Below are 24,634 nucleotides of genomic sequence, written 5' to 3' on the forward strand. Positions count from 1 at the left end.
AACCCGTCGGGCTGGGCCGAGGAGCGCAGGCAAAAGCGGATCAGGGCTCGCGATTGTCTGAGCCGAAGGCGAGTTCGAGCGAGACCCCGCTTTTGTCGAGCACCGCAGGCTGCCCGCAGCGAAGCGAAGGGACCCAGACCATCGGGTCGCCTTTTCTTTGGTGACTTTCTTTTGGCGACGCAAAAGAAAGTTACTTGCCGCCGGGCAACCCCCGGCCTGCTGGCAAACCACCAAAGCTGTTCACACCACAACCAGATTTTCACAGCGATAAAGTCCCCACCCAAAACTCGCAATAACGCCAGCCACCTCCGCCAGTTACCATGTCGCCACAACAACACTGCCGGCAGCCTGATGCCGAGGAGGGAAATTCATGCAACGCATCGTCATCGTCGGCGGAGGCGCCGGTGGGCTGGCACTGGCCACGCAACTTGGCAAGCGCCTGGGCAAAAAAAAGCTGGCCGAAATCACGCTGGTGGATGCGGCGCGCACCCATGTGTGGAAGCCGCTGCTGCACCAGCTGGCGGCCGGCAGTTTTGACACCCACGCCGAAGAGATCGAGTACCTGGCGCAGGCGCGCTGGAACCATTTCAAGTTCCGCCTGGGCCGTCTGGAAGGCGTGGACCGCAGCGCCAAAACCCTGCAGCTGGCCGCCAGCCATGACGAGGCCGGGCGCGAGATCACGCCGGCACAACAGCTGGCTTACGACACCCTGGTGATTGCGGTGGGCAGCCAGACCAACGACTTCGGCACGCTGGGCGCAGCCGAACACACCATCAAGCTGGACAGTCCGCAGGCGGCCAAACGTTTCAATGACCGCCTGATCAACGCCTGCATACGCGCGCAGACCGTGCCGCGCAGCGCCGGCAGCGGCCGCCTGACCGTGGCCATCGTCGGCGGCGGCGCCACCGGGGTGGAACTTGCGGCCGAACTGCATGCTTCGGCCAAGGTGCTGGCCAATTTCGGCTTCGACCACATCCATCCGGAAAAAGACCTGCAGATCGTGCTTGTAGAAGCGGCGCCGCGCCTGCTGGCGCAGCTGCCCGAGCGCCTGAGCGAGTCCGCCCTGCGCGAGCTGCGCAAGCTGGCCATCGAGGTGCACACCAACGAGAAAGTGATCGAGGTCACCGCGGACAGCCTGAAGATGGCCAGCGGCAAGGTGATTTCATCAAGCCTCAGTGTCTGGGCGGCCGGCGTCAAGGCGGGCGATTTCCTGAAGACGCTGGGTGGGGAAAATCCACTGGAGACCAACCGGCTCAACCAGCTGGTCGTCAACGGCAACCTGCAGACCGCCGACCCGGACATTTATGCCTTCGGCGATTGCGCCGCCTGCCAGCAACCCGACGGCACCTGGGTTCCGCCGCGCGCACAGGCGGCCTACCAGCAGGCCATGTACCTGGTCAGGGCGCTGCCGCGGCTGCAGCGCGGCGAGACGGTCCCCCCCTTTGTGTTCCGCGACCAGGGTTCGCTGGTGTCGCTGTCGGAATACTCCTCGGTCGGCAGCCTGATGGGCAGCCTGACCAAGGGCAGCTTTTTCATCGAGGGGCAACTGGCCAAAATCATGTACTGGGCGCTGCACAAGCAGCACCAGCTGGCGCTGGGTGGCTGGAAAAAAACCGCGCTGATCACGCTGTCGGAAATGATTGACCGCACCTACCGCCCACGCATCAAGTTGCATTGATAATCACCGCATATCCCATCAACCCAACGGAGAACACCATGGCAAAAGGACAGCAAAACAAGGACAAGATGGTCAAGAAGCCGAAGAAGGACACGGCCCCCCCCAAATCCGTGTCGCCCGATGCGGTGCGTCCGACCATCGTCACGCAGGTGCCCCTGCGCGGCAAGCTCAAGAACAAATAAAGCGGTGAAGTCAGCAGGGGCTCCCTCTTCCCCAGACCAGCCGGGGCCGCGGAACCGGCTTAGCCGGGCCGCAGGCGCAGCGGCCCCCTCGGGGGGCAGTGAAGTACACGAAGTGACGAACGTGGGGGCCCTATGACAGACCCGCTGCACGGCGTGACGCTGGAGGCCATGGTCACGGCGCTGGCGGAACACTATGGCTGGGAAGGCCTCGGCCAGCGCATCGCGATCCGCTGCTTCACCAGCGAACCCAGCGTGGCATCCAGCCTGAAGTTCCTGCGCAAAACGCCCTGGGCTCGTGAAAAGGTTGAAAGCCTTTACCTCTTCATGCTGCGTGAGAAGCGGCGTGCCGCCCCGACCGTGCACAACTTCCCGCCGCCCAGGAGCTAGCTCGCCAGCGGGTTGGCGAACAGCAGCATCATGGCCACACCCACACCGATCAGGAAGTTGGCGTCGATCAGGCCGGCCAGCAAAAACATCTTGACCTGCAGCGGCTCCATCAGTTCGGGCTGGCGAACCGACCCTTCGATGAAGCGCCCGCCCATCACGCCAATGCCCATGCAGGCACCGATGGCACCCAGGCCGATCATCAAACCACATGCAATCGAAATGGCACCTGCGTCACTCATGATTTTTCTCCTTGGTCGTACTTGCTGATGACGTCATCATGAGCGCGGACCAGCCTGAAATCCATGACGTCGCAGGTAATGGCAATGCGAAGGGCATCACCCTCATGCACGCGGACACCGCCCTGCTGGTGCTGGACAAACCTGCCGGCCTGCTGGCGGTTCCGGGCCGGGGGGAGGACAAGCAGGACTGCCTGAGCGCCCGCGTGCAGGCGCTTTATCCCGACGCGCTGGTGGTGCACCGTCTGGACATGGCCACCTCCGGCCTGATGCTGATGGCGCGCAGCGTGGCGGTACAGCGCGCACTCGGCGCCCTGTTCGAGCGCCGGCAGGTTCACAAACGTTATTGCGCGGTGGTTGAGGGCCGGCCTGTGCCGGCCCCGGGGCCGGACGGCTGGAACCTGATCGACCTGCCCATCATGGTGGACTGGCCGCGCCGGCCGCTGCGCATCATTGACACCGCTCATGGCAAGGCCAGCCAGACACGCTGGCGGACCCTTGGCTTCGATGCGGCTGCGAACACGACGCGGCTCGAACTTGAACCCGTCACCGGCCGCTCGCACCAGTTGCGTGTGCACCTGCAGGCCCTGGGCCATCCCATCCTGGGCGACAGGCTGTATGCCCCGCCGGATGTGCAGGCGCGTTCGCCCCGGTTGCTGCTGCATGCATGCAGGCTGGGGTTTGTGCACCCGGTGAGCGGCGGGCAGATGCAGCTTGAAAGCCCGGTTCCCTTCTGACCGGGCTCGGGCCGCACCGGAACTTCGCCGCGTGTTTCGCGTCCCACGCTGAACACTGGAGACCTCCGATGCACCCTGCGCTACCGCCCTCTTCCCCGGTTTTCCCGCTCACCCTTCGCCGCCGCACCGTGGCCGCGGCACTGGTGGCAGCACCGGCCTTGTGGCTGGGCGTGCGCGCCCAGCCGGCTGCCGGCCTTCGCGCCACACCGGCACAAACCGAAGGGCCGTATTACCCGGTGGTTTTCCCCAAAGACAGCGACCATGACTTACTGCGCAATGGCGCACTGGCCTATCCCGAGGGCCAAAGCGCCTGGGTCGAGGGCAGTGTCAGCGACCTGGCCGGCAAGCCGGTGGCGGGTGCACTGGTGGAAATCTGGCAATGCGACCACGCCGGCCGCTACCACCATCCCGGGGACGGCGACAAGGCGGACCGCCGCTTCCAGGGCTTTGGACGTGTGGCAGTCGGCGCCGATGGTCGCTACCGCTTTCGCACCCTGCGTCCGGTGGCCTACGCCGGTCGCACGCCGCATATCCATGTCAAGGTCAAACTCGGCCAGCGCGAGCTGCTGACCACCCAGCTCTATGTGGCGGGCGACCCCGGCAACACGCGTGACTCCCTGTGGCGCAGCCTGGGCGAGACCGACCGGGCCGCCCTGACCGTGCCTTTTGCGCCGGGCAGCGACGGACTGCAGGCGCGTTTTCCGATCGTGGTGTCCGCCTGAACGGCAGGCCAACACCTGAGCACTCCCCTTTTTTGTCGGTAACATCAACAGCCATGACCCAACATCTTTTTATCCTGACCGGCGCCTCGCGCGGCATGGGGCTGGCCATGGCCCGCAAGCTGCTCAAGCCGGGCAACACCCTGCTGTGCATCTCGCGCAAGGCCAACGACACTCTGGCCGCGCAGGCCAGGATGGCCGGTACCCCGCTGCAGCAATGGACGCAGGACCTGGCCCGGGGCGCGGACATCAGCGCACGCCTGGAGCAATGGCTGCGGGAGCAGGCGCACGCCGGCTTTTCCAGCGCCGTGCTCATCAACAACGCCGGCATGATCCCGCGCATCGGCCCGCTCAGCGAAGCGGATGCCGACGACCTGCGCCAGGGCCTGCGTGTCGGCCTGGAAGCACCGATGCTGCTCACCGCGGTTTTTCTGCGCGCCACTGAAAGCTGGCCAGCCAGGCGCAAGGTGCTCAACATCTCCTCGGGACTGGGGCGCAAGGCCATGGCCTCGCAGTCGATTTACTGCGCAGCCAAGGCCGGCTTGGACCATTTCACACGCTGCGTCGCGCTGGAGGAAGCGCTCAAACCCAACGGTGCGGCCGTCTGCTCGCTGGCGCCGGGTGTGATCGACACCGACATGCAGGTCCAGCTGCGCGGCGCCGATGCCTCGGCCTTCCCCGACCAGCAAAATTTCATCAACCTCAAGGACAAGGGCCAACTCACCTCGCCTGATGAAGCAGCCGCGCGCATCCTGGCCTACCTGGCCCGGCCCGACTTCGGCAGCCAGCCGGTGGCGGATGTGCGGGATTGAGATAGCCCCCACGTTCGTTCACTGCGTGTAACTCTCTGCCCCCCGAGGGGGCCGCTGCGCCTGCGGCCCGGCGGAGCCGGTTCCGCGGCCCCGGCTGATGAAGAGGGCACTCTCACGCGCGTTACTGCCAGAAAAATCCTAATAGACTTCGGGCACCACAATCTCCTGCGGTACGGCACGGCGCACATAGTCCTCGTGGCGCACCCGCTCCGGCAAAACGATAGTCGGATGCTCGGTTTCCTCGTAAGGCATTTGCTGCAGCAAATGGTGGATGCAATTGAGCCGGGCTTTTTTCTTGTCCACCGCCTGCACTACCCACCATGGAGCCTCGGGAATATGCGTGCGCTCCAGCATGATTTCCTTGGCCCGTGTGTAGGCCTCCCAGCGGCGGCGTGACTCCAGGTCCATGGGGCTCAGCTTCCACTGCTTGAGAGGGTCATGTATGCGCCCGAGAAATCGCAGGTGCTGTTCTTCGTCGGAAATCGAAAACCAGTACTTGATGAGCTGAATGCCCGAGCTGACCAGCATTTTTTCGAACTCGGGCACAGTGCGGAAGAATTCCTCGTACTGCGCGTCGGTGCAAAACCCCATGACCCGCTCGACGCCGGCGCGGTTATACCAGCTTCGGTCAAACAGCACCATCTCGCCGGCCGCCGGCAAGTGCGACACATAACGCTGGAAATACCACTGCGTGCGCTCACGGTCATTGGGCGCCGGCAGGGCCGCCACGCGGCAAATACGCGGATTCAGCCGCTGCGTGATCCGCTTGATCACCCCGCCCTTGCCGGCCGCATCGCGGCCCTCGAACAGGATGACCACCTTGTGGCCACTCGCAACCACCCAGTCCTGCAGCTTGACCAGTTCGCCTTGCAACCGGAACAGCTCGCGAAAATACTGGCGTCGGCTTTCCTTGTCGCTACCGCTGTGACCAGCCGGTTCTTCTCCGGCGAACTGGTCCATGGTCCGGTCGTCGAGCTCCATTTCGAGCTCCTCGTCATAGCTGTCGATCAGGTCGCTGCGAATACGCCGCATCAGTTCTTCGTCACTTGAATCCAAGATGTACTCCTGCCAGGAAACGAAGGTCTCCTCCAGAATGCAGCCTAGACGATGAATGTGGCGGTTTAATGAAAGCGCCCGGACGCTACAAATCTGATAGCTGATCACGCCCGGAAACAAAGGGCTGGAACCCTGTTTCCTTCTGAATCCCGGGGTTTTCCAGGCTTAGTCGCGCACTACCAGGATGGGCAGGTGGGCATGCGACAACACCTGCGCGGCAACACTGCCGAGTACGAGTTTCTCGAGTCCGCGGCGGCCGTGCGAGCCCAGCACAATCAGGTCGGCGCCGATGGAACTGGCGGTTTCCAGGATACCCCGGTAAATCGCGTGGCCCTCGATGACGGACGCCTTGACCTTCACCCCCGCCGTCTCCAGCACCTGCGTGGCGCCCTTGAGCGCTTCGTTGGCTTCGGCGGTGGCCGCGCCCAGGTACTGCGCCTGCCCGTAGGCGAAATCGGTGCCGACACCGCTGAAGGCGTAGGGATCGATCACGTAAATGACCGTCACCTCGCTGTTGAAGGCCTGCGCCAGCCCGCACGCCTTGTCTACCGCCATCATCGAGGTGGATGAGCCGTCAACCGGCAGCAGGATGTGCTTGAACATGGTCAGGTCTCCTCGGGAATTCAGGCTTCGATCTTCACACCCTTCCAGAAGGCCACGTGGCCCTTGATGTTCTCGGCCTCGGGTTTCGGGTCGGGGTAGTACCAGGCGGCGTCGGTGTTCATTTCACCATTGACCAGCAGCGAGTAATAGCTGGCCTGCCCTTTCCACGCGCACATGGTGTGGTGGTTGCTGAAGGTGATGTAGTCGCGGTTGAGCGCGCTTTCGGGAAAGTAGTGGTTGCCTTCAAGCACCACGGTGTCGTCGCTTTGCGCAATGACTGCGCCGTTCCAGATGGCCTTCATACACTTCTTTCATGGATTGCTGGGGTCCGCTGCGCGGAGGAGAACGGGAATTGCGTGAACAATCTTCGCACACTCCGTGCGGGCTGGGAACGGCGCCCGGAAAAAGGCAAAAAAGAAAGGCGTGATGGTCACCCATCACGCCTGGTTCGGGAAGCCGGCCGGCCGCGCAGGGGCGGCGCGGAATCAGGCCATGCGCAGGTTGTTGCCTTCAACAATCACGCGCGAACCCACCGGAACCGAGCTGGACACCTCGACGGTGCGGATGGAACCATCGTTCATGCGCACACGCACCTGGTAGACGGTGACCTTCTTCATGTTCTTCTCGATCTGGTTGCCGGCAAAGGCGCCGCCTGCCGCGCCAAGCACGGTCATGGCCGTCTTGCCGCTGCCACCGCCTACCTGGTTGCCCAGCAGGCCGCCCACCACACCGCCGGCCACCGTGCCCAGGCCGATCGTGGTGTTGCCTACCGCCACCCCGTTAACCTGGCCCTGGCGCTGCACCGCGGTGACGGCTTCCACCGTGCCGCAATCGGCGCACACCACGGGTTTGGGTGCTGGCGCCTGTGCCACGGCAACAGGCCTGGGCTTGGCTGCCGGTTTTGCGGGTGCCGGCTTGCTGTCGGCGCTGGCCAGCTTGCCGGCCGTGCTTGATTGGGTCGTGGGGGCCATGGCGTCGGTGCCGCCAGGCTGGGCGTCAGACCGGTTCACCACCAGCGCGGCGGCCAGCGCCAGCACCGTGACGCCGAGCACGGCCACAATGGCGATGAGCGCCTTGCTGTGTTGCATGCGCTGGGAAAAACCGGGCTGGGCACCCGGCGTGGCCGGGACTTGATTGTTTGTATCCATGATGGGTACTCCTTGTGTGAGCCTCAGTTGTACCCATCCCGTGTCAACGCGCATGTAGGACGAAGTGACATTCGTAAGGGAAGGTTAGCGCAAGCCCCCTCCAACTGTGCGGTATTGCGCGGTTGCGCCGGGCTTCACCTGACGCACACGCGGGCTTGACCGGCGCTTTACACAGGCTTTCTCAGACGCCACCCTGCGGATGGGTCAGGTCAATCCACAACACCTGCTCGGGTTTTTCAGCTGGCGTGATATCCAGGTTGATGGCCACTGCCTCGCCGTCGCTGCGGCACAACACGCACTCCAGCAATTCGGTCGGGCTGGCATTGATTTCCTGGTGCGGCACATAAGGTGGCACGTAGATGAAATCGCCAGGCCCGGCCTCCGCAGTGAACTCGAGATGCTCACCCCAGCGCATGCGGGCGCGACCCCTCACCACGTAAATCACGCTCTCAAGATGGCCGTGGTGATGCGCGCCGGTCTTCGCATTGGCGTGGATGGTGACCGTGCCGGCCCAGAGTTTTTGCGCACCGACGCGAGCGAAGTTGATGGCGGCCTTGCGGTCCATGCCGGGCGTGGACGGCACGTTGCCGTCGAGCTGGCCACCGGGGATCACACGCACACCGTCATGTTTCCAGTCGGTGCCTGCGGACGCATGATCGTGTCCATCAGCGTGGCTATGTACGTCATGGCTCATGGTTGTCTCCGGAAAACAGGTTTCTAATCCAGCAGCGCAGCGTACACCAGGGTGCGGAACAGGGGCCGGTAGTGGTCGCGCTGGTTGGGCGCCTGGATCATCAGCACGGCATACAGGTCTTCGGCGGGATCCACAAAAAACGTGGTGCCGGCAATGCCGCCCCAGTAATACAGGCCCGCGGAGCCGGGCTCGGACGAGATGCCTGCGGCCCGGCGCACCGCGAAGCCAAGGCCAAAGCCGTAACCCGCCGGCAACACGTCACCCACGACGGGAATGTTGCCCAGATGGTCGGCCGTCATGAAGTCCACCGTGCGCGAGCCCAGCAGGCGCACACCACCGAGCTTCCCCCGGTTGCGCATGAACTGCAGGAAGCGTGCGTAGTCCATTGCGGTGGAAAGCAGGCCGCCACCACCGCTTTCCATGGCCATGGAGCGGCGAGGATCCAGCAGGCGCAGCGGCACACCGCCGTCCGGGTCATGTGCAAACGGTTCCGCAATGCGGGCATGATCGGCTTCGGCCACCGCAAAGCCGGTTTCCTGCATGCCGAGCGGAATGAAAATATTTTGCCGCAGGTACTCACCGAGGGGCTGGCCGCTGGCCACTTCGACCAGCCGCCCCAGCACATCTGTGGCGCGGCTGTATTCCCAGACGCTGCCGGGCTGGTACATCAGCGGCAAGGCCGCCAGCGTCTGCGAGAACTCCGCGTTGCTGCGCTCGCGCGAGCCCATCTGCTGCTTCGCATACTGCCGCTGTACTTCGGCCGAACCCAGAAACTCATAGGTGAGTCCGGCGGTGTGGCGCAGCAGGTCCTGCACAGTCGCCGGCCGGTTGGCGTCCTCTAGCTCAAGCCGGCCATGGCGCTCCACGGCAACTTTCTGGTTCAGGAATTCCGGCAGGAAACGGGCCACCGGGTCACTCAACAGGAGCTTGCCCTGTTCCACGAGCATCATCACCGCGACCGAAACCACGGGTTTGGTCATGGAGTAGATCCGGAAAATGGCGTCGCGCCTCATGGCGCCTGCCGCCGCCGGGTCCCGCTGGCCCAGGCTCTCGAACAGTGCCACCTTCCCGCGGCGGGCCACCAGCGCCACAGCACCGGGCAAACGCCCGCTGTCGATGTCGGACTGCAGTACGGACAACATGCGCTGCAGGCGCACGGGGCACAGGCCCACCTCGGCGGGGGAAACAAAAGCCAGTTCAGCCATGCCCGCTTTCACGCGCTGTAGCGCTCGCGCGCCAGCGCCGCGCCCTGGGCCAGCGCCTGCAGCTTCTTCAGTGCCACGTCCCGGCTCATGGGTGCCAGGCCGCAGTTGGTGCACGGCAGCAGGCGGTTCCTGGGCACATACTTCAGCGCCTCGCCAATGGTGTCTGCAATCTGCTCCGGCGTTTCGATCTCGTCGCTGGCCACGTCGATCACGCCCACCATGACGTCCTTGCCCTCAAGCAGGGCCATCAGGTGCGGCGGTACATGCGAGTGGTAACACTCCAGGCTGACCTGCTGGATGCTGCTTTTGGCCAGTGCCGGAAACACCGTTTCGTACTGGCGCCATTCCTGGCCCAGCGTTTCCTTCCAGTCATTGTTGGCCTTGATGCCGTAGCCGTAGCAGATGTGAACGGCAGTGGTGCAGGTCAGACCCTGCGCGGCGCGCTCCAGCGCCTTGACGCCCCAGTCGGCGGCGTCTTTCATATAGACATTGAAGGCCGGTTCGTCGAACTGGATGATGTCCACGCCATCGGCCTGCAGCGCCCTCGCCTCCTGGTTGAGCAGCTCGGCAAAGGCCATGGCCATCTTCGCGCGGTCGCCATAAAACTGGTCGGCCACGGTATCGACAATCGTCATCGGGCCGGGCAGCGTGAACTTGATCTTGCGCGTGGTGTGGGCGCGCAGCAGCTGCGCCTCGGCTGCATGCACGCGCCCCTTGAGCTTGAGCGCCGAAACAACCTGCGGCACCATGGCGTCATACCGGTTGTCGCGTATGCCCATCTTGACCTTGTGCTCGAAGTCGATGCCTTCGACCTGTTCGAGAAAACCGTGCACAAAGTGCTGGCGCGACTGCTCGCCGTCGCCAATCACATCCAGGCCCGCGTCTTCCTGTGCCTTGATCCACAGCAGCGTGGCGTCAAGCTTGGCTTGCGCCAGCTCGGCGCCTTCGGCCTTCCATTGGGGCCAGAGTTTCTGGGTTTCGGACAGCCAGGCGGGTTTGGGCAGGCTGCCGGCGATGGTGGCGCTAAACAGGGGAGAAGTCATGGGTGTTCCTCGGGTGGTTGTCTCGTTGGATGAAAAAGGATCAGCGCGGTCCGGGCCGGACTGGCACGCTGCAAAACTCCTGCGCCAGCAACTCGTAGGAACGGCGCCGGGCGACGGGATCATGTGCCCAGGTGATAACCACGAGTTCTTCGACCTGCAGCGCCTCCGAGAGCGCGCGCAGCTTGCCTGCGACCTGTTCGGCAGTGCCCACCAGCGCCGTGCTGCGAAGCCGCTCGGCATCGGCCTGCTCAACTGCACTGTACGGACGCTGCGCAACCTCGGCCGGGGATTGGAGCGGCCCCAGGGCGCCCTTGTTCCGGTCAATTTTCCAGCGCTCGCGGCTGGAGAAAAGCTGCCAGGCCTCGGCTTCGGTATCGGCCGCCAGGGCCCACACACATAGCGCGGGCTGCGGCACGGGGTGGGGCGAGCTGGGCCGGTACAGCTCGCGGTACATGGCCAGCGCCTCTTCAGCTCCCTGCCCGTCTGTGATGAAGTAAGCAAACGCATACGGCAGGCCGTAGTGCGCGGCCAGTTGTGCGCCGTAGTTGGAGCTGCCCAGCATCCAGAGTGTGGGGGCACCTGGCCCCGTCGGGTTGGCGCTCACGCCACGGCCGGGGTGGCCTTCGGGCAGTTCTGTACCGTTGATCCAGGCCTGCAGCTCGCGCACCTGCAGCGGAAAATGGTCGGCCGCGTGGCGCGCATTCGGATTGAGCAACTGGGCGGTGCGGCCGTCCGAACCCGGTGCGCGCCCGACACCCAGGTCAATGCGTCCCGGCGCCAGCGCTTCCAGCACACGGAACTGCTCGGCCACCTTGAGCGATGAATAGTGCGGCAGCATCACGCCGGCGCTGCCGATGCGGATGCGCTGCGTGGTGGCGGCGATGGCGGCCATCAGCACCTCGGGCGCGCTGCCCACAATCGTCGGGTGGCTATGGTGCTCGCTGAGCCAGAAGCGTTCGTAGCCCAGGGTTTCGCAATGCTGTGCCAGGGCCAGGGTTTCGCGGATGGAGGCGTCCTCGCTGCGGCCGGTCACGGCCACGGATTGATCAAGTACAGACAGTCGAATCATGGCTTCACTATAGCCAGAGCTGCGCCGGCCCGCTGGTCTGTTCCAATAGAGGGTTACCGACCGCTCCATTCACCAGAAGAAACACCATGGCACTCAAGGCCACCATCTACAAAGCCCAGCTGCAAATCGCCGACATGGACCGCGGCGTTTACGGCGACCACAACGTGACGATTGCGCGCCACCCCTCCGAGGCGGACGAACGCATGATGATCCGGCTGCTGGCCTTTGCACTGAACGTGCCCGCCGACGACAAGCGCGGCCACCTCGAGTTTGCCAAGGACCTGTGGGATGTGGACGAAGCCGCCCTCTGGCACAAGGACTACACCGACGCCATCCTGCACTGGATCGACGTCGGCCAGCCCGACGACAAGCGCCTGATGCGTGCGGCCGGCCGGGCAGAACGCGTCAGCGTCTACAGCTTTGCCAGCAGCACGCCGGTGTGGTGGAAAACCATGGAAACCAAACTCACCCGCGCCGCCAACCTGGTGGTATGGCAAATCGACGCGGCGCAAAGCCAGGCCCTGGCGAAACTGGCCAACCGCACCATCCAGCTCCAGGTGACAGTGCAGGACGGCACGGTGTGGATGAGCACCGGCGCGGAATCGGTGGAGATCACGCCGCGCAGGTTGACCGCCGGCGCTTAGGAGGGCGGCAGGTCCGCACCCTGCTGCTGGTACGGCGGCAAATGTGCGCCGCACTTGAAGCAGAAGGAAGCGTTGGCCGCATGGCCCTCGCTCAGGCATTCCTGGCAGGTCCGGGTGGTGGGCGCATGGGACAGCTGCTCGCGCCGCTGCGCTGCCATTTCAGCGGTCACGATGCCGGTAGGTACCGCCAGGATGCCCCAGCCCATCAGCATCATGAACGAGGCAATCAGCCGGCCGAGATCGGTCTTGGGCGCGATGTCGCCGAAACCCACGGTGGTGACCGTGCTGATGGCCCAATAGACCGAGGTCGGGATGCTGGTAAAGCCGTTGGTCTGGCCCTCGACCACATACATCAGCGTACCCAGGACCAGCACCACCATCACCACGGCCGAAAGAAAGACCAGGATCTTGCGGCTGCTGGCCGCCAGGGCGCGGCCGAGGAACTGGTACTCGGCCACATAGGCAGCCAGCTTGAAGACGCGGAACACACGCAGCAAACGCAGCACACGCACGTCGATGAGGGCATGCAATTCGGGGAAAAACAGGGCCAGGTAAGTCGGCAACACGGCCACCAGGTCGATGATGCCGAAGAAGCTGGCGGCATACCTGAGCGGCCTGCGCACACACAGCAGGCGCGCCACGTATTCCGCCGTGAACAGCAGGGTGAACAGCCATTCCGCAGCGGCCAGCGACGGACCATGCGTGCGGTGCACCGCCTGCACGCTGTCGGCCATGACCACCACGATGCTCAGCAGGATGACGGCAATCAGGGCTTGGTCAAACAGGCGGCCAGCGCGCGTGTCGGCCTCGAAAATAACCGTGTACCAGCGCAGGCGCCAGCCTTCGAGCGGCTTGTCCTGTGGTGGAGTGGGGAAAGAAGGGTTTGCCATGTGGATGAAGCGTTGTGCGCCGCGCTTGTTCGCTTGCCGGGGCTTGACTTTAACCGGCTTCCTTCCCCGCGGGGGCAACGAACAGGTCCGGTTCAAGGAACCCTGCTTGTTGTAACCCCAACGCCTGTCGCTATGGTTTCAGTAGCTGTCTACGCATATCAGACAAGGGCTGGTGGCCATTTTCATGATAGAAGCCTGCTTTTCCGTACAACTGCGGCGACCGACCCGGAGAGAATGCTCAGGACAAAGGCTTGGCACTTGCCCCGCGGCCTTGCTGACTCTGGAAATAAACCACCTTGCGGGCCCGCTGCACGTCGCCCAGCGGGCGATGTTGCTCCAAAGCCTGCCAGGGGTCGAACACATTGCTTTCGGCCTGTTCCAGCAGGTCCGGGCTGGCAGCCTGCTGCGGCAGCGTGAGCAAGGCAACCGTGGTGTAAGGCGTGGGCCAGTTGACCGACGCATCTTCAATCGGCGTGGTCTTCTCGTTCACAAAGGGCTGCAGTTGCAGCTCGTACTGCAGGGCGCCGGTGGCCAGCCGCCGGGCGAAGTCTGCCCCCCAGTCCTTTTGGGCATCGGCCGAAGCTGGCCCGTTGCTGGAGGCAGGCAACAAGCGCACGCGCACGGCGTACGGGCCGCAGGCCATGGGCACGCTGCTGAAAAAAGATTCGGTGGTGAACCCCTTGAAGGATTTGGCTGCGGTTTTGAGCAATTTGGCCAGTTGCACGGGTCCGCGATAAAAGCCGTAACGCTTGAAGAAAAACTTCACCAAGGCCCCATTGCCATGCGAAGCGGCTTCGACGAGATCAACAAACTCCGCGCTGCCGGCGAAAGCAAATTTCTCCTGGTTGATCAGCGTGAAATCCTGGCTCAGGGCCGGACCGCCCAGTGCACCGTCGCCGCTCACACCCCAGACCTTGAATGAAAAACCGCGGATGTCGGGCATGCTGTCGCTGGCCTTGTTCAGTCCGCCGTTGGAAAGGCGCAGCAGCACCTCATGGGAACCCGGCGCGGCAAACAAACCGTGCCTGGCAAATTCAGGAAGGTCCGCAAGCACCCGCAGCTCGCCGCGGGCGGCGGTCAGTTGTTTGCGGTGCAGCGTGCGGCCGGTGCCGTAGCGCGCCGACTTGCGGCGCTGGATGTCCGCAAAACGCCGGGCGTAAGCTTCGTACCGCGCGGCTTCGTCATCGGCAATGCGCTCCTGCCATGCCGTGCTGGGTGTCTGTGTGCTCATCGGAATCTCCTGCTGTGCTTGTTGCGCACCATACGCCACGCCCGTCCATGGTCAGCCGGGGCGGCGAGCTTGCTCTTTTTTTGATAGCTATTGGCGCCTGCTGCAAAAGGGCCAGAGGCACTTTTCATCATCAAGACATCAGGCCGAAACGCCTTCCGCCTCCTGCAACGTGCGCCACATCACCTTGCCGGCCCCGCTCTTGGGCAGGGCATCGACAAACTGGACCACACGCGGGTATTTGTAGGCCGCCATGTTCTCCTTGCACCAGTTGATGACGTCTTCCTCGCTGACCTGGCCCTTGTGACTTTGCCGCAGCACCACCACTGCCTTGACGGTTTCGCCGCGGTAGGCATCCTTGGTGCTGATGATGCAGGCCTCCTGGATCGCCGGGTGCTTGAACATCAGCGCCTCCACCTCGGCCGGCCAGACCTTGAAGCCTGATGCATTGATCATGCGTTTGAGCCGGTCGGTGATGAAGAAGTAGCCCTCTTCATCAACGCGCCCGAGGTCGCCCGAACGGAAGAAGCGCTTGCCATCTATCTCGATGAAAGCCTCCGCCGTGGCGTCCGGACGTTTCCAGTAGCCGGAAAAATTCTGCGGCCCGCACATGATGATCTCGCCCTGCTCGCCCAACGGCATTTCTTCCAGGGTCGTCGGGTCAACCACGCGCGCGTCGACGTTGACAAAGGGCACGCCCAGGCATTGCTGCTTGGTGGCGTCGGGCGGGTTGCTGTGTGATGGCGCGGCAGTTTCCGTCAGGCCGTAGCCCTCGGCAAAACGCAGGCCGTATTGCTCCCAGAGCCGCTGGGCCACGGCCTGCGGCATGGCCGCGCCGCCACCGCCGATGTAGAGCAGGCTGCTGAGGTCAAAACTTGCAAAGTTCGGGCTGGCCAGCAGGTCGATCACCATGGTGGGGATGTTGGTCCAGTGCGTGACGCGCCAGCGCGAGATCAGCCGTCCGGCGAGTTCGCGGTCCCAGCGCGGCATGACGATCAGCGTGGCGCCGCCGTAGATCGACGCGTGCATGACCGACACCATGCCGGTGATGTGGAACATGGGCACCACCGAAAGCACTCGGTTTTCCGGCGTGCTGCTGATCCACAGGCCGCTGGCCACCGCGTTGTGCATGATGCTGGCATGCGTGTGCATGCAGCCCTTGGGCAGGCCGGTCGTGCCGCTGGTGTAAGGCAGCACCGCCAGGTCCTGCGGCGTGGCGGTGTGCTCGGGCAACCGGCCCTGCGCGTCCTGCGCCACGGCCTCGTTCCAGGCGGTGACGGTGCCGCCCTCCAGCGCTGGCGCCGGATGTAGCGTGCCCAGCCACTCGCGCCAGGCTGGCGGCAGGTCGGCCGACGCAGCGTCCACGTCAAAGGCATCGCTGTAATGGGTGACGATCATGTGCTGCAGCCGCTCTCCTGCATCCAGCTGGGCGTTGGCCCTGGCCAGCTCGGGCGCCAGGTCGGCTGAGGTGATGGCCACCCGCGCGTCGGGGTCGGTGATGTAGTGCTTGAGTTCTTCCGCGCGGTTCATGGGGTTGACCGGCACCACGACGGCGTTGGCACGCAGGATGGCGAAATGGGCAATCACCCACTGCGGGCAGTTCTGCATGTTGAGCACCACCCGGTCGCCCTTCTTGACGCCCATGTCATGCAGGGTGGCGGCAAGCCGCTCGGCCTTTTGCAGTACTTCGGCATAGGTGAAGGCGCGGTCGAAAAACACCAGCGCCGGCTTGTCCGGGTAACGCAGTGCACTGATCGCGAGGTTGTGCCACAGCGAGATGGCCGGCGCCGTGACGCTGTGCGGCAAACGTTTGGGCCAGACCTTGTAATGCAGGGTGTGCGGATTCGCTTGGGGGGTCGCAGGTGCAACTGCTTTCGGGTCGGACAAGTCGGGCTCCAGTGGTTGCGCGAGGCGGGACCCCAGCCTACCCTGCCGGCGCGAGGTTTGCATCGGGGAAGCTCCGGATAAAAAGCTGTCGCCTGAGAGACCGCCGCCGACAGATTTCTCGCCGCGGAAACGCCGCGCCGGGCTCAAGCCGTCAAGGGCCCGGGTGCCAGCCTTTCCTGAGGCACCCACTGCAGAATTTCCCCCAGCGGTCAGGGCACCGGTTTCACGCAATGCCAGTGGTCATGGCGCTCCCTGCGTTCCTCGCGGTAATTGGTGACCTCCAGGCGGATGCCGTCCGGGTCCGTGAAGAAAGTCGCGACGTAGTCCGGCGCGTAGTCGGGATACAACTGCGCGTCGGTGGTGACAATGCCGGCCGCCCGAAGCTGCTGCGCCACTGCATGCACATCCTCGATCGAATCGACGCGCAGGCAGAAGTGGTGCAGGCCCGGCGAATACGGCTCGTGGCTGGTGTGGACCCGCGCGGGACGCAGCACGAAACCAAAGTGGCGATTGAAATACTGGATATGCGGATCGCCCCCGATGGCAAATGTGTTCTTGCGAAAACCAAGCACCTTCATCATCACCTGGTCGTAGAACGGTTCTGACTTCGCCAGGTCTGAAACGGTGATGTAGATGTGATCGATTCCAGTGACTTCGGCCATCGCATGTTCCGGTTGGTTGCTGATCCGGCGAACGAACAGAGGGTGGACGCCCCCATCGCGGCCATTATCGCCAGACGAAAAAAAAATGCCGACACCCTGCCGCATGCCTGCGTTTGGTGCAGCGAGCACCAGAAAAGCCTCGGTTTGATGCGCTCGTACGCCACAACAGTGCACAAAACTTGTATACCAGTTACCGCCATCAGCCTGAATCCCTGGCACGGGAAATGCATCGTCCGTTGCATGGCAACTGCTTCCGATATCAGCAACCGCATCATCGAAGCCGTGATGGCGCAAAAGCTTGCCCCCGGCGCGCGCCTGGGCGAGCAGCAGCTCGCCATGCTGTTCGATTGCAGCCGCACCATCGTGCGCGAAGCCCTGACACACCTGGCCGCGCGCGGCATCGTCACCGTCAGCGCGCGGCGTGGCTGGTACCTGATTGAACCTTCGCAGGACGAAGCGCGCGAAGCATTCGAGGCGCGCCGCGTGATTGAAATGGGCCTGATCCGCTGCACCACCGCCGTCAACAAGACCGCCATCAAGCAGCTCAAAAACCATCTGACCCGGGAGAAAGCCGCCGTCAAGGGCAAGGACGTGGGCCTGCGCAGCTTTTTGCTCGGCGACTTCCATGTGTGCCTGGCCGAATGCCTGGGCAACAGCCTGCTGGCCGATACCCTGCGCGACTTCACCGCGCGCACCACCCTGATCGCCATGTTGTACCAGTCCTCGCACGATGCCGCCCAGTCCTGCGAGGAACATGTGCAGATTGTCGAGGCGCTGGAAAAAGGCGACCTTTCCAGAGCCGAAAAACTCATGCAAAGCCACATCGGCAGCGTGCAGGCAGCGCTACGGCTGGAGGCCGCGGGTGGCGATCCGCTGGCACAGCTGCGCAGTGCCCTGAGCCCGCTGTCGCCGCCCAGGCAAAAAACGGCACAAGAGTTGCATACAAGTGTTCGCAAGCCAGGCCAGCGCGTGGCAAAAACCCCGGAAGAATCTTCAACCTACTTAGGAGCCCTGTTATGAACCCAAGCAAACGTCTTTTCTCTGTCGGCCTGGCAGCCGCTGCCGTGCTGGCAGCTTCGGGTGCCCAGGCACAAACCGCGCTCGACGATGTGATGAAGGCCAAGACGATCAGGATCGCCGTGCCTACCGACTTCCCGCCCTATGGCATGGTCGGCATTGACCTCAAACCCCAGGGCCTGGACGTGGACATGGCCAACTACATCGGCCAGAAGATGGGCGTCAAGGTCGAACTGGTGCCTGTAACCAGCGCGAACCGCATCCCTTACCTGCAGACGAAAAAGGCCGACCTGGTGATTTCCACCCTGGGCAAAAACGCGGAGCGTGAAAAAGTCATCGACTTCACCGCCGCGTATTCCCCCTTCTTCCAGGCGGTGTTCGGCCCCAAAAGTATCACCGTGAAGTCCTTCGCCGACCTGGCCGGAAAAACCATCAGCGTCACGCGCGCCGCCCTGGAAGATCAGGAACTCACCAAAGTCGCCCCGGCCGGTGCGGACATCAAGCGTTTCGAGGACAACAACACCACCGTGTCGGCTTACACCGCCGGCCAGGTGCAGCTGATCGCCACCGGCGTGTCGGTGGCCGGCAACATGATGACGAAGAACCCGCAGCTCAACACCGAATACAAGCTGCTGCTCAAGGACAGCCCCAACTTCATCGGCGTTGCCAAGGGTGAAGACAAGCTGCGCCTGAAAGTCAATGAAGTCATCGCCGCCGCCAAGAAAAGCGGCGACATCGACAAAATGTCCGTCAAATGGCTAGGCCGCCCCGCGGGCACCCTGCCCGAGTAATTGGCACACCCCCGTTGCGGTTCGCTTCGCGTAACCGCCTCCCCCTTGCAGGGGGCATCCGCTGCGGCCCGGCAAAGCCGGTTCCGCGCCGACTTGGCAGAAAACCGCGGGGCACTGTAGTTTTCAATAGGACCCGGACATGAACATTGAACTTGATTTCCTGGCGGTGTTGTCGCAGTGGCCTTTGCTGGCTACCGGCGTGGCGTGGACGCTGGGGTTGACGGTGGTGTCGTCACTCATTGGCCTGGTGCTGGCCGTGTTTTTTGCCTGGGCCCGTGCCAGTGGCCCGCTGGGCTTGCGCTGGGTAGTGGGTGCTTATGTGGAACTGATACGCAACACGCCTTTCATCGTGCAGCTGTTTTTCATCTTCTTCGGCCTGCCGGCGGCCGGCTTCAGGCTGTCGCCGGAAATGGCTTCGGTGCTCGCCATGGTGATCAACCTGTCGGCCTATGCCACCGAGATCATCCGCGCCGGCATTGAAGCCACGCCGCGTGGACAGGTCGAGGCAGCCGAGAGCCTGGCGCTCAATCGCGTGCAGATCTACACCCGTGTGGTGTTGCCGCCCGCGCTGAAGAAGGTGTGGCCGGCGATGGTGAGCCAGATCATCATCGTCATGCTGGGCTCCGCGGTGTGCGGGCAAATATCCACCCAGGAACTGTCTTACGCCGCCAACCTGATCCAGGGCCGCAACTTCCGCGCCTTCGAAGCCTTCATCATCGCCACTGTCATCTACCTGGCTCTGTCCATCGGTGTCCGCAAGTTGTTGAACTGGGCGGGACCGAAGTTCCTCTTTGGAAGGTGAATATGCCCCCACGGTCGCTCACTGCGTGTAGCTCCCTGCCCCCCGGGGGGGCCGCTGCGCCTGCGGCCCGGCGAAGCCGGTTCCGCGGCCCCTGCTGGCAGGGTCTCGTGTATGGCCTCGCCAGTCCTCAAAGGAATCGCTGTGGTTGAATTTTCCATCTGGGACATCTTCAGAAACCTGTTGCTCGCAGGTCGCTGGACGGTGGTGCTGTCTCTCACGGCCTTCATCGGCGGCGGCCTGGTGGGTCTGCTTTTGCTGGTGGGCCGTTTGTCGGCTGCACGCGCGACACCCGGCCCGCAAAAAATTGCACGGCTGAGCCGCCGCGTGCTGGACGGCTACATCCTGCTGTTCCAGGGCACGCCGCTGCTGATGCAGCTCTTCCTCGCTTATTTCGGCCTGGGCCTGTTCGGGATCGACGTGCCGGCCTGGGTGGCGGCTGCTGTAGCGCTGACGCTGTACACGAGTGCCTACCTGGCAGAAATCTGGCGCGGCTGCGTGGACGCCATTCCCAGGGGCCAGTGGGAAGCCGCCCAAAGCCTGGCCCTGAATTTTGGTGAACAGCTGCGCCACATCGTGCTGCCACAGGCCCTTCGCATTGCGGTGCCGCCCACCGTGGGTTTTCTGGTGCAGGTGATCAAGGGAACGGCGCTGGCCTCGGTGATTGGCTTCATCGAGCTGACCAAGGCCGGCACCATGATCACCAATGCCACCTTCAAGCCCTTTCTGGTGTACAGCTGTGTGGCGCTGATGTATTTCGCCCTGTGTTTCCCGGTGTCGCTGTATGCGCGCAGGCTTGAAAGGAAGATGAGAAATGGACGCTAAGGTGCTATCCGACAAAACTCTTGTAGAGATCAACCAGCTGCGCAAGAGTTTTGGCAGCAACGAAGTGCTCAAGGGCATTGATCTCGACGTCAAGGCAGGCGAAGTGATTGCCATCATCGGCAAAAGCGGTTCCGGCAAAAGCACACTGCTGCGCTGCATCAACGGGCTGGAAGTCTTTCAGAGCGGCACCCTGCGTGTGGACGGCAAACACCTGTTGCACGACAACCCGCAGGTGATGCGCGAGCTGCGCCAGCACGTCGGCATGATCTTCCAGAGCTTCAACCTGTTCCCGCACCTCACCGTCGGTAAAAACATCATGCTCGCGCCCACCCTGGTCAAGAAAACAGCCGGGGCCATGGCCGAAGAGCAGGCGCGCGCCTTGCTCCAGCGCGTCGGGCTGGCAGAAAAATTCGAGGCCTGGCCCGACCAGCTGTCGGGCGGCCAGCAGCAGCGCGTGGCGATTGCGCGCGCGCTCGCCATGCAGCCTTCCGTGCTGCTGTGCGACGAGATCACCTCGGCGCTCGACCCCGAGCTGGTCGGCGAGGTGCTACAGGTGGTGGAAAGCCTAGCCAGCGAGGGCATGACGCTGCTGATGGTCACGCACGAAATGAACTTCGCACGCAAGGTCTGCGATCGGGTGGTCTTCATGCACCAGGGCCGGGTGCATGAGACCGGCGCACCCGACGAGGTGTTTTCGAACCCGCAGACACCCGAGCTCAAGCAATTCCTGGGCATGATCCAGTAAGACCGCACGGCGCACCCTGCGGCGCCCGCAGGCCCTGTGCAGGCTTGCACGCGTTTTTCGCCATCCGGGCACAATCACCGTGTGCCTGCGTTTCAGGCCCTCCGCCACGGCCGGAAGTTGCTCTATTTTTAATAGCTGCTTGCGCCCGCCAGTCAAGGGCTAGAGACCGATTTCATTGTTGAATTTGCCGAATCCACCCCTGCCGCCTGGCCCAGGCTCGGGGCGCTGTTTCGATTTTTTGCGGCCATCCCATGCCACCTGTTCTCTATCTGTTTGCGCTGTGCAACCTCGTCATCGGCAGCGGTGCTTTTGTGCTGGGCGGCATCCTGGTGCCGATCAGCGAGTCGCTGAACATCAGCCTCGCCGCAGCCGGCCAGGTCATGACGGCTTATGCCGTCTCCACCGCGCTGATCGCGCCGGTGCTGATTGTGGCCACCGCACGCTGGCCGCGCAAACGCGTCGTCCAGCTGGCCCTGGCACTGTTCGCCGGCGGCTGCCTGGTGTGCGCCCTGTCGGGTAGCCTGACCATGCTGCTGCTCGGCCGGGTGTTGATGGGCGCCGGCGGAATGTTCAGCGCCGCGGCATCGGCCCTGGCCGTGAGCCTGGTGGCACCAGCGCTGCGCGGCCGGGCGCTGTCGATCACCTTCCTCGGCATGAGCATCAGCTACGCCGTGGGCGTACCGGTCGGTGCCTGGCTGGGGTTCGAATACGGCTGGCGCGTGCCGGTCTGGCTGTCGGCAGGCGCCAGCCTGGCCATGCTGGTGGCAGCCAGCTGGCTGGTGCCGGCCAACATGGTCACGGCCGGTGCGAATTTCGCTGGCTTCGGCGCCACCGCGCGGCAAGGCGCCGTGCTGCGCACCTGGCTGCGCACGCTGCTGTACTTCATTGCGATCTTCAGCGTCTTTGCCTACATCGGCCCGGTGCTGCAGGCACTCAACGCCATGAGCTCGACGCAGCTGTCCATCACGCTGGCGGTGTTCGGCGCGGCCGGCGTGGCGGGCACACTCTCGGGCGGCTGGGCGAACGACCGCTTCGGCTCGCTGCCCACCATGCGCGCGCAGCTGGCGGTGCTGATTCTCACCATGGTCGTGCTGCCGCTGACACGCGGCCACCTGTACGCCACCATGGCCACCCTGATTGTCTGGGGCATCGCCGGTTTCGGGCTGATGGCACCACAGCAAAGCCGGCTGGCCGGCCTGGCGCCGGCCCAGGCACCGCTGCTGCTGAGCCTGAACGGCTCCATGCTGTATGTCGGCACGGCATTGGGCGCCGTCATCAGCGGCTCGGTGCTGGGCCATCTTCATTTGTCGCAGCTGGCCTGGGTCGGTGTGCCGTTCGGCTTGCTGGCCCTGCTGACCCTGGCCTTTGAACCGGCGCAGGTCCGGCCGGTCAGCAGCACCGCCACGGAATCGCCATGACCGTCCGCGACCAGCTCGCCAGCCTGTCGAACGCGCTGCAGCAGCTGCGCAGCAATGTACTGGCTGTGGCCGCGTTCTCGCGCCTGGCGCAGGACCTGCCCGAACTGCGTGCGGCACTTCCGTCCAGATACACCGAGGTGCTGCAGCAGTTGCTGGACCGGCTCGAGTCCAGCGCGCTCTTCACCGAAGAAAGCTGCTCCTTCAGCCAGAAGGAATTGCTGGACAGCCTGCAGCAGTGGCTGGACCACGCGCAGCGTCAGCTGGACAAGGCGACGCCGGCAACGCCTTAGACGTGACGCTTCCTGGGCGCAGACACCTGCGGCGCCGAAACCTGCGCATCGGCCAGTTCATGCAGCGCTTCGATGATGTGGCAATGTGTGTCGCTGCCGTCACAGCGGTTGCGCAGCGCCTTGAGGTCTTTTTCCAGCGCCTTCAGCTCCGACAGCCGTGCGCGCACATGGCCCAGGTGCCCGTCGAGCGCGTCGCGGGCCGCAGCGCAATCCGTCTTGTTGTTCAGGTCCAGCCCGAGCAGGGTGCGAACTTCATCAAGCGACATGTCCATGGCCCGGCACAGGCGAATGAAACGCAGCTGATGCACATCGCCTTCGCTATACAAACGATAGCTGTTCTCGCCCCGTCCATGCGGGCTGAGCAGGTTTTCTTTTTCATAAAAACGGATGTTCGCCGGACTGACGCCGCTTTGCCGCGCGGCCTCGCCGATCTGATAACCCCGGGCGGCGGATGGACTTGAAACAGGCATCGCTTGACCTTGAAGTGACTTGAGGGTTTCCAATGATGCCATCAACCCGAAAACACTGGAGAAGCCCTGAATGTCTGCCCACTGCTGCGATCACGACCACGACGCCACAGCCGCCCAGGCCAACAGTCCGCGCTACCGGAAAATCCTCTGGGTCGCGCTGGCCGTCAACCTGGCCATGTTTGCCATCGAGATTGCGGCCGGCTTTCGCTCCGGCTCGGTGTCGCTGCTGGCTGACGCCATCGACTTCTTCGGCGACGCGGCCAATTACGGCGTGAGCCTGGCGGTGCTGTCCCTGGGCCTGGCCTGGCGTTCCCGCGCAGCGCTGCTCAAGGCAACGAGCATGCTGGCCTTCGGCGTGTTCGTGCTGGGCCGGGCAGGTTGGGTCGCCACCCAGGGCGATACGCCCGAAGCGCTGACCATGGGCGCCATCGGCCTGCTTGCGCTGCTCGCCAACGTGCTGGTCGCGGCCCTGCTTTACGCCTACCGCGAAGGCGATGCCAACATGCGCAGCGTGTGGCTGTGCTCGCGCAACGATGCCATCGGCAACCTCGCGGTGATGCTGGCCGCGCTGGGCGTGTTCGGGACCAAGAGCGCCTGGCCCGACCTGGCCGTGGCGGCGGTGATGGGCGGCTTGGCGATCTGGGGCGGCTGGTCGGTGATGCAACAGGCGCGGCACGAACTGCGGGCCAGCCGCGTACCGCAAACATCGGCATGAGCCACTTCATGGCACTGTTTAAAACAACATCTTTGATCGGGAGAATGTATTCATGACACTTGAGTTTTCAACAGGCCTGCTGGCGATGCCCTGGCTGTTGCCCGCTTACTTTGCGGTATTTTTTGCAACCACAATGATCTGGCGGTCCTGGCAGGTTTACCGCCACACAGGCATCAACCCGGTGGTTTTGCCCACGCAGGACTCCGCTTTGGGCTACACAGGCCGCGCTTTCAAATTGACGCTGCTGGCCCTGGCGGTTTACCTGTGCCTGGACGCAAGCGGTTGGCAAGGCGTGCAGGCGCCCCACGCGTTTGGCCCCGGCTTGCAACTGCTGGCCTGGCTGGTGCTGGTGGTGAGTTTGGGTGCGATGGTGGTGGCCCAGCGGCAAATGGGGGCATCGTGGCGTGTTGGTATCGACGAGCAGCGCAGAACGCCGCTGGTCACAAGCGGCCTGTTCCGTTCCAGCCGCAATCCCATTTTCCTCACCATGCGGCTGAACCTGCTGGGCCTGGTTGTCCTGCGGCCCGGCGCCGCGGCACTGGGGATTGCCGCGGTTGGCGAGGTGTTGATGCAGATCCAGGTGCGGCTGGAAGAGCAACACTTGCGGCAGACCCATGGCATCGACTATGCGGCATATTGCAGCCGCGTCCGTCGCTGGTTATAGGCCTGTGCCGACCGTCCAGC

30 protein-coding genes are annotated in these 24,634 nt (G+C 63.8%); 16 read left to right on the forward strand and 14 right to left on the reverse strand.

Features of this window, described 5'->3' with window-relative positions; genetic code table 11:
• Positions 1-370 precede the first annotated feature (370 nt).
• From WA904_RS01815 to WA904_RS01825, 3 genes are all read left to right on the forward strand, one after another.
• Complete coding sequence (locus WA904_RS01815) at positions 371-1,678, forward strand: NAD(P)/FAD-dependent oxidoreductase (RefSeq protein ID WP_425195415.1); 1,308 nt, start codon at positions 371-373, stop codon at positions 1,676-1,678.
• 38 nt (positions 1,679-1,716) lie between these two features.
• Positions 1,717-1,860: a hypothetical protein gene (locus tag WA904_RS01820; protein WP_425195416.1), complete on the forward strand. Its 144-nt coding sequence runs from the start codon at positions 1,717-1,719 to the stop codon at positions 1,858-1,860.
• Positions 1,861-1,992: 132 nt separating this feature from the next.
• Positions 1,993-2,247, forward strand: coding sequence for a VF530 family DNA-binding protein (locus WA904_RS01825; RefSeq protein WP_425195417.1), 255 nt, complete (start codon positions 1,993-1,995; stop codon positions 2,245-2,247).
• Here WA904_RS01825 and atpE read toward each other — a convergent pair.
• A complete protein-coding gene (atpE, locus tag WA904_RS01830) occupies positions 2,244-2,486 on the reverse strand; it encodes a F0F1 ATP synthase subunit C (RefSeq protein ID WP_425195418.1) in 243 nt (80 codons plus the stop codon). The genes WA904_RS01825 and atpE overlap by 4 nt on opposite strands.
• A gap of 38 nt (positions 2,487-2,524) precedes the next feature.
• On the opposite strand from atpE, the gene WA904_RS01835 reads away from it, so the two are divergent.
• The 3 genes from WA904_RS01835 (at position 2,525) to WA904_RS01845 (ending at position 4,751) form a co-directional block, all read left to right on the forward strand.
• Positions 2,525-3,220 carry an RluA family pseudouridine synthase gene (locus WA904_RS01835; RefSeq protein WP_425195419.1) on the forward strand — a complete coding sequence of 232 codons (696 nt, stop codon included), beginning with the start codon at positions 2,525-2,527 and terminating at the stop codon, positions 3,218-3,220.
• A gap of 68 nt (positions 3,221-3,288) precedes the next feature.
• Positions 3,289-3,942 carry an intradiol ring-cleavage dioxygenase gene (locus WA904_RS01840; protein ID WP_425195420.1) on the forward strand — a complete coding sequence of 218 codons (654 nt, stop codon included), beginning with the start codon at positions 3,289-3,291 and terminating at the stop codon, positions 3,940-3,942.
• 53 nt (positions 3,943-3,995) lie between these two features.
• Positions 3,996-4,751 carry an SDR family NAD(P)-dependent oxidoreductase gene (locus WA904_RS01845; RefSeq protein ID WP_425195421.1) on the forward strand — a complete coding sequence of 252 codons (756 nt, stop codon included), beginning with the start codon at positions 3,996-3,998 and terminating at the stop codon, positions 4,749-4,751.
• Between the two features lie 138 nt (positions 4,752-4,889).
• Here the strand turns inward: WA904_RS01845 and ppk2 are convergent, their stop codons facing one another.
• The 8 genes from ppk2 to WA904_RS01885 all read right to left on the reverse strand — a co-directional run bounded on the left by ppk2 (position 4,890) and on the right by WA904_RS01885 (position 11,566).
• Complete coding sequence (gene ppk2, locus WA904_RS01850) at positions 4,890-5,783, reverse strand: polyphosphate kinase 2 (protein ID WP_425195457.1); 894 nt, start codon at positions 5,781-5,783, stop codon at positions 4,890-4,892.
• 189 nt (positions 5,784-5,972) lie between these two features.
• On the reverse strand, positions 5,973-6,410 hold the full coding sequence (locus WA904_RS01855) for a universal stress protein (RefSeq protein WP_425195422.1): 438 nt from the start codon (positions 6,408-6,410) through the stop codon (positions 5,973-5,975).
• Between the two features lie 20 nt (positions 6,411-6,430).
• A complete protein-coding gene (locus tag WA904_RS01860; RefSeq protein ID WP_425195423.1) occupies positions 6,431-6,712 on the reverse strand; it encodes a DUF427 domain-containing protein in 282 nt (93 codons plus the stop codon).
• Positions 6,713-6,895: 183 nt separating this feature from the next.
• On the reverse strand, positions 6,896-7,558 hold the full coding sequence (locus WA904_RS01865; protein ID WP_425195424.1) for a glycine zipper 2TM domain-containing protein: 663 nt from the start codon (positions 7,556-7,558) through the stop codon (positions 6,896-6,898).
• 181 nt (positions 7,559-7,739) lie between these two features.
• Positions 7,740-8,252 (reverse strand): cupin domain-containing protein, encoded by a 513-nt coding sequence (locus tag WA904_RS01870; protein WP_425195425.1) that lies wholly within the window; start codon positions 8,250-8,252, stop codon positions 7,740-7,742.
• Between the two features lie 23 nt (positions 8,253-8,275).
• Positions 8,276-9,457, reverse strand: coding sequence for a serine hydrolase domain-containing protein (locus WA904_RS01875; RefSeq protein ID WP_425195426.1), 1,182 nt, complete (start codon positions 9,455-9,457; stop codon positions 8,276-8,278).
• Positions 9,458-9,465: 8 nt separating this feature from the next.
• On the reverse strand, positions 9,466-10,488 hold the full coding sequence (locus WA904_RS01880) for a methionine synthase (RefSeq protein ID WP_425195458.1): 1,023 nt from the start codon (positions 10,486-10,488) through the stop codon (positions 9,466-9,468).
• Positions 10,489-10,540: 52 nt separating this feature from the next.
• Complete coding sequence (locus WA904_RS01885) at positions 10,541-11,566, reverse strand: LLM class flavin-dependent oxidoreductase (protein ID WP_425195459.1); 1,026 nt, start codon at positions 11,564-11,566, stop codon at positions 10,541-10,543.
• An 89-nt stretch (positions 11,567-11,655) separates the two neighbouring features.
• On the opposite strand from WA904_RS01885, the gene WA904_RS01890 reads away from it, so the two are divergent.
• Positions 11,656-12,213, forward strand: coding sequence for a YaeQ family protein (locus WA904_RS01890; RefSeq protein WP_425195427.1), 558 nt, complete (start codon positions 11,656-11,658; stop codon positions 12,211-12,213).
• Here the strand turns inward: WA904_RS01890 and WA904_RS01895 are convergent.
• The 4 genes from WA904_RS01895 to WA904_RS01910 form a co-directional block, all read right to left on the reverse strand.
• Positions 12,210-13,103, reverse strand: coding sequence for an ion transporter (locus WA904_RS01895; protein ID WP_425195428.1), 894 nt, complete (start codon positions 13,101-13,103; stop codon positions 12,210-12,212). The two genes, WA904_RS01890 and WA904_RS01895, sit on opposite strands and share 4 nt — an antisense overlap.
• 238 nt (positions 13,104-13,341) lie before the next feature.
• Positions 13,342-14,334: a catalase gene (locus tag WA904_RS01900; protein WP_425195429.1), complete on the reverse strand. Its 993-nt coding sequence runs from the start codon at positions 14,332-14,334 to the stop codon at positions 13,342-13,344.
• A gap of 138 nt (positions 14,335-14,472) precedes the next feature.
• On the reverse strand, positions 14,473-16,218 hold the full coding sequence (locus WA904_RS01905) for a long-chain fatty acid--CoA ligase (protein WP_425195430.1): 1,746 nt from the start codon (positions 16,216-16,218) through the stop codon (positions 14,473-14,475).
• A gap of 209 nt (positions 16,219-16,427) precedes the next feature.
• A complete protein-coding gene (locus tag WA904_RS01910; RefSeq protein WP_425195431.1) occupies positions 16,428-16,880 on the reverse strand; it encodes a VOC family protein in 453 nt (150 codons plus the stop codon).
• Positions 16,881-17,120: 240 nt separating this feature from the next.
• Between WA904_RS01910 and WA904_RS01915 the strand changes: the two genes are divergently transcribed.
• The 7 genes from WA904_RS01915 (at position 17,121) to WA904_RS01945 (ending at position 22,765) form a co-directional block, all read left to right on the forward strand.
• Entirely contained in the window at positions 17,121-17,900 is a 780-nt protein-coding gene (locus WA904_RS01915) for a GntR family transcriptional regulator (RefSeq protein WP_425195432.1), read from the forward strand.
• Positions 17,897-18,688 (forward strand): transporter substrate-binding domain-containing protein, encoded by a 792-nt coding sequence (locus WA904_RS01920; RefSeq protein ID WP_425195433.1) that lies wholly within the window; start codon positions 17,897-17,899, stop codon positions 18,686-18,688. The genes WA904_RS01915 and WA904_RS01920 overlap by 4 nt, the downstream gene beginning before the upstream one ends.
• A gap of 139 nt (positions 18,689-18,827) precedes the next feature.
• Positions 18,828-19,490 (forward strand): amino acid ABC transporter permease, encoded by a 663-nt coding sequence (locus WA904_RS01925; RefSeq protein WP_425195434.1) that lies wholly within the window; start codon positions 18,828-18,830, stop codon positions 19,488-19,490.
• A gap of 141 nt (positions 19,491-19,631) precedes the next feature.
• Positions 19,632-20,312, forward strand: coding sequence for an amino acid ABC transporter permease (locus tag WA904_RS01930; protein ID WP_425195435.1), 681 nt, complete (start codon positions 19,632-19,634; stop codon positions 20,310-20,312).
• Positions 20,302-21,057: an amino acid ABC transporter ATP-binding protein gene (locus WA904_RS01935; protein WP_425195436.1), complete on the forward strand. Its 756-nt coding sequence runs from the start codon at positions 20,302-20,304 to the stop codon at positions 21,055-21,057. Before WA904_RS01930 ends, WA904_RS01935 begins: the two co-directional genes overlap by 11 nt.
• Positions 21,058-21,308: 251 nt before the next feature.
• A complete protein-coding gene (locus WA904_RS01940) occupies positions 21,309-22,475 on the forward strand; it encodes an MFS transporter (protein WP_425195437.1) in 1,167 nt (388 codons plus the stop codon).
• The gene (locus tag WA904_RS01945) at positions 22,472-22,765 is read left to right on the forward strand and encodes a hypothetical protein (protein ID WP_425195438.1); all 294 of its coding nucleotides are present in this window, start codon (positions 22,472-22,474) and stop codon (positions 22,763-22,765) included. Before WA904_RS01940 ends, WA904_RS01945 begins: the two co-directional genes overlap by 4 nt.
• On the opposite strand, the gene WA904_RS01950 is transcribed toward WA904_RS01945, so the two are convergent.
• Complete coding sequence (locus tag WA904_RS01950; protein ID WP_425195439.1) at positions 22,762-23,235, reverse strand: Cd(II)/Pb(II)-responsive transcriptional regulator; 474 nt, start codon at positions 23,233-23,235, stop codon at positions 22,762-22,764. The genes WA904_RS01945 and WA904_RS01950 overlap by 4 nt on opposite strands.
• A 70-nt stretch (positions 23,236-23,305) precedes the next feature.
• Here WA904_RS01950 and WA904_RS01955 point away from each other — a divergent pair, with 70 nt between their 5' ends.
• Both WA904_RS01955 and WA904_RS01960 read left to right on the forward strand, forming a co-directional pair.
• Positions 23,306-23,950, forward strand: coding sequence for a cation transporter (locus WA904_RS01955; RefSeq protein WP_425195440.1), 645 nt, complete (start codon positions 23,306-23,308; stop codon positions 23,948-23,950).
• 52 nt (positions 23,951-24,002) lie between these two features.
• Entirely contained in the window at positions 24,003-24,614 is a 612-nt protein-coding gene (locus WA904_RS01960) for a methyltransferase family protein (protein ID WP_425195441.1), read from the forward strand.
• Positions 24,615-24,634 lie beyond the last annotated feature (20 nt).

Source organism: Polaromonas sp., assembly GCF_049790275.1.
Classification (GTDB): Bacteria; Pseudomonadota; Gammaproteobacteria; order Burkholderiales; family Burkholderiaceae_C; genus Polaromonas.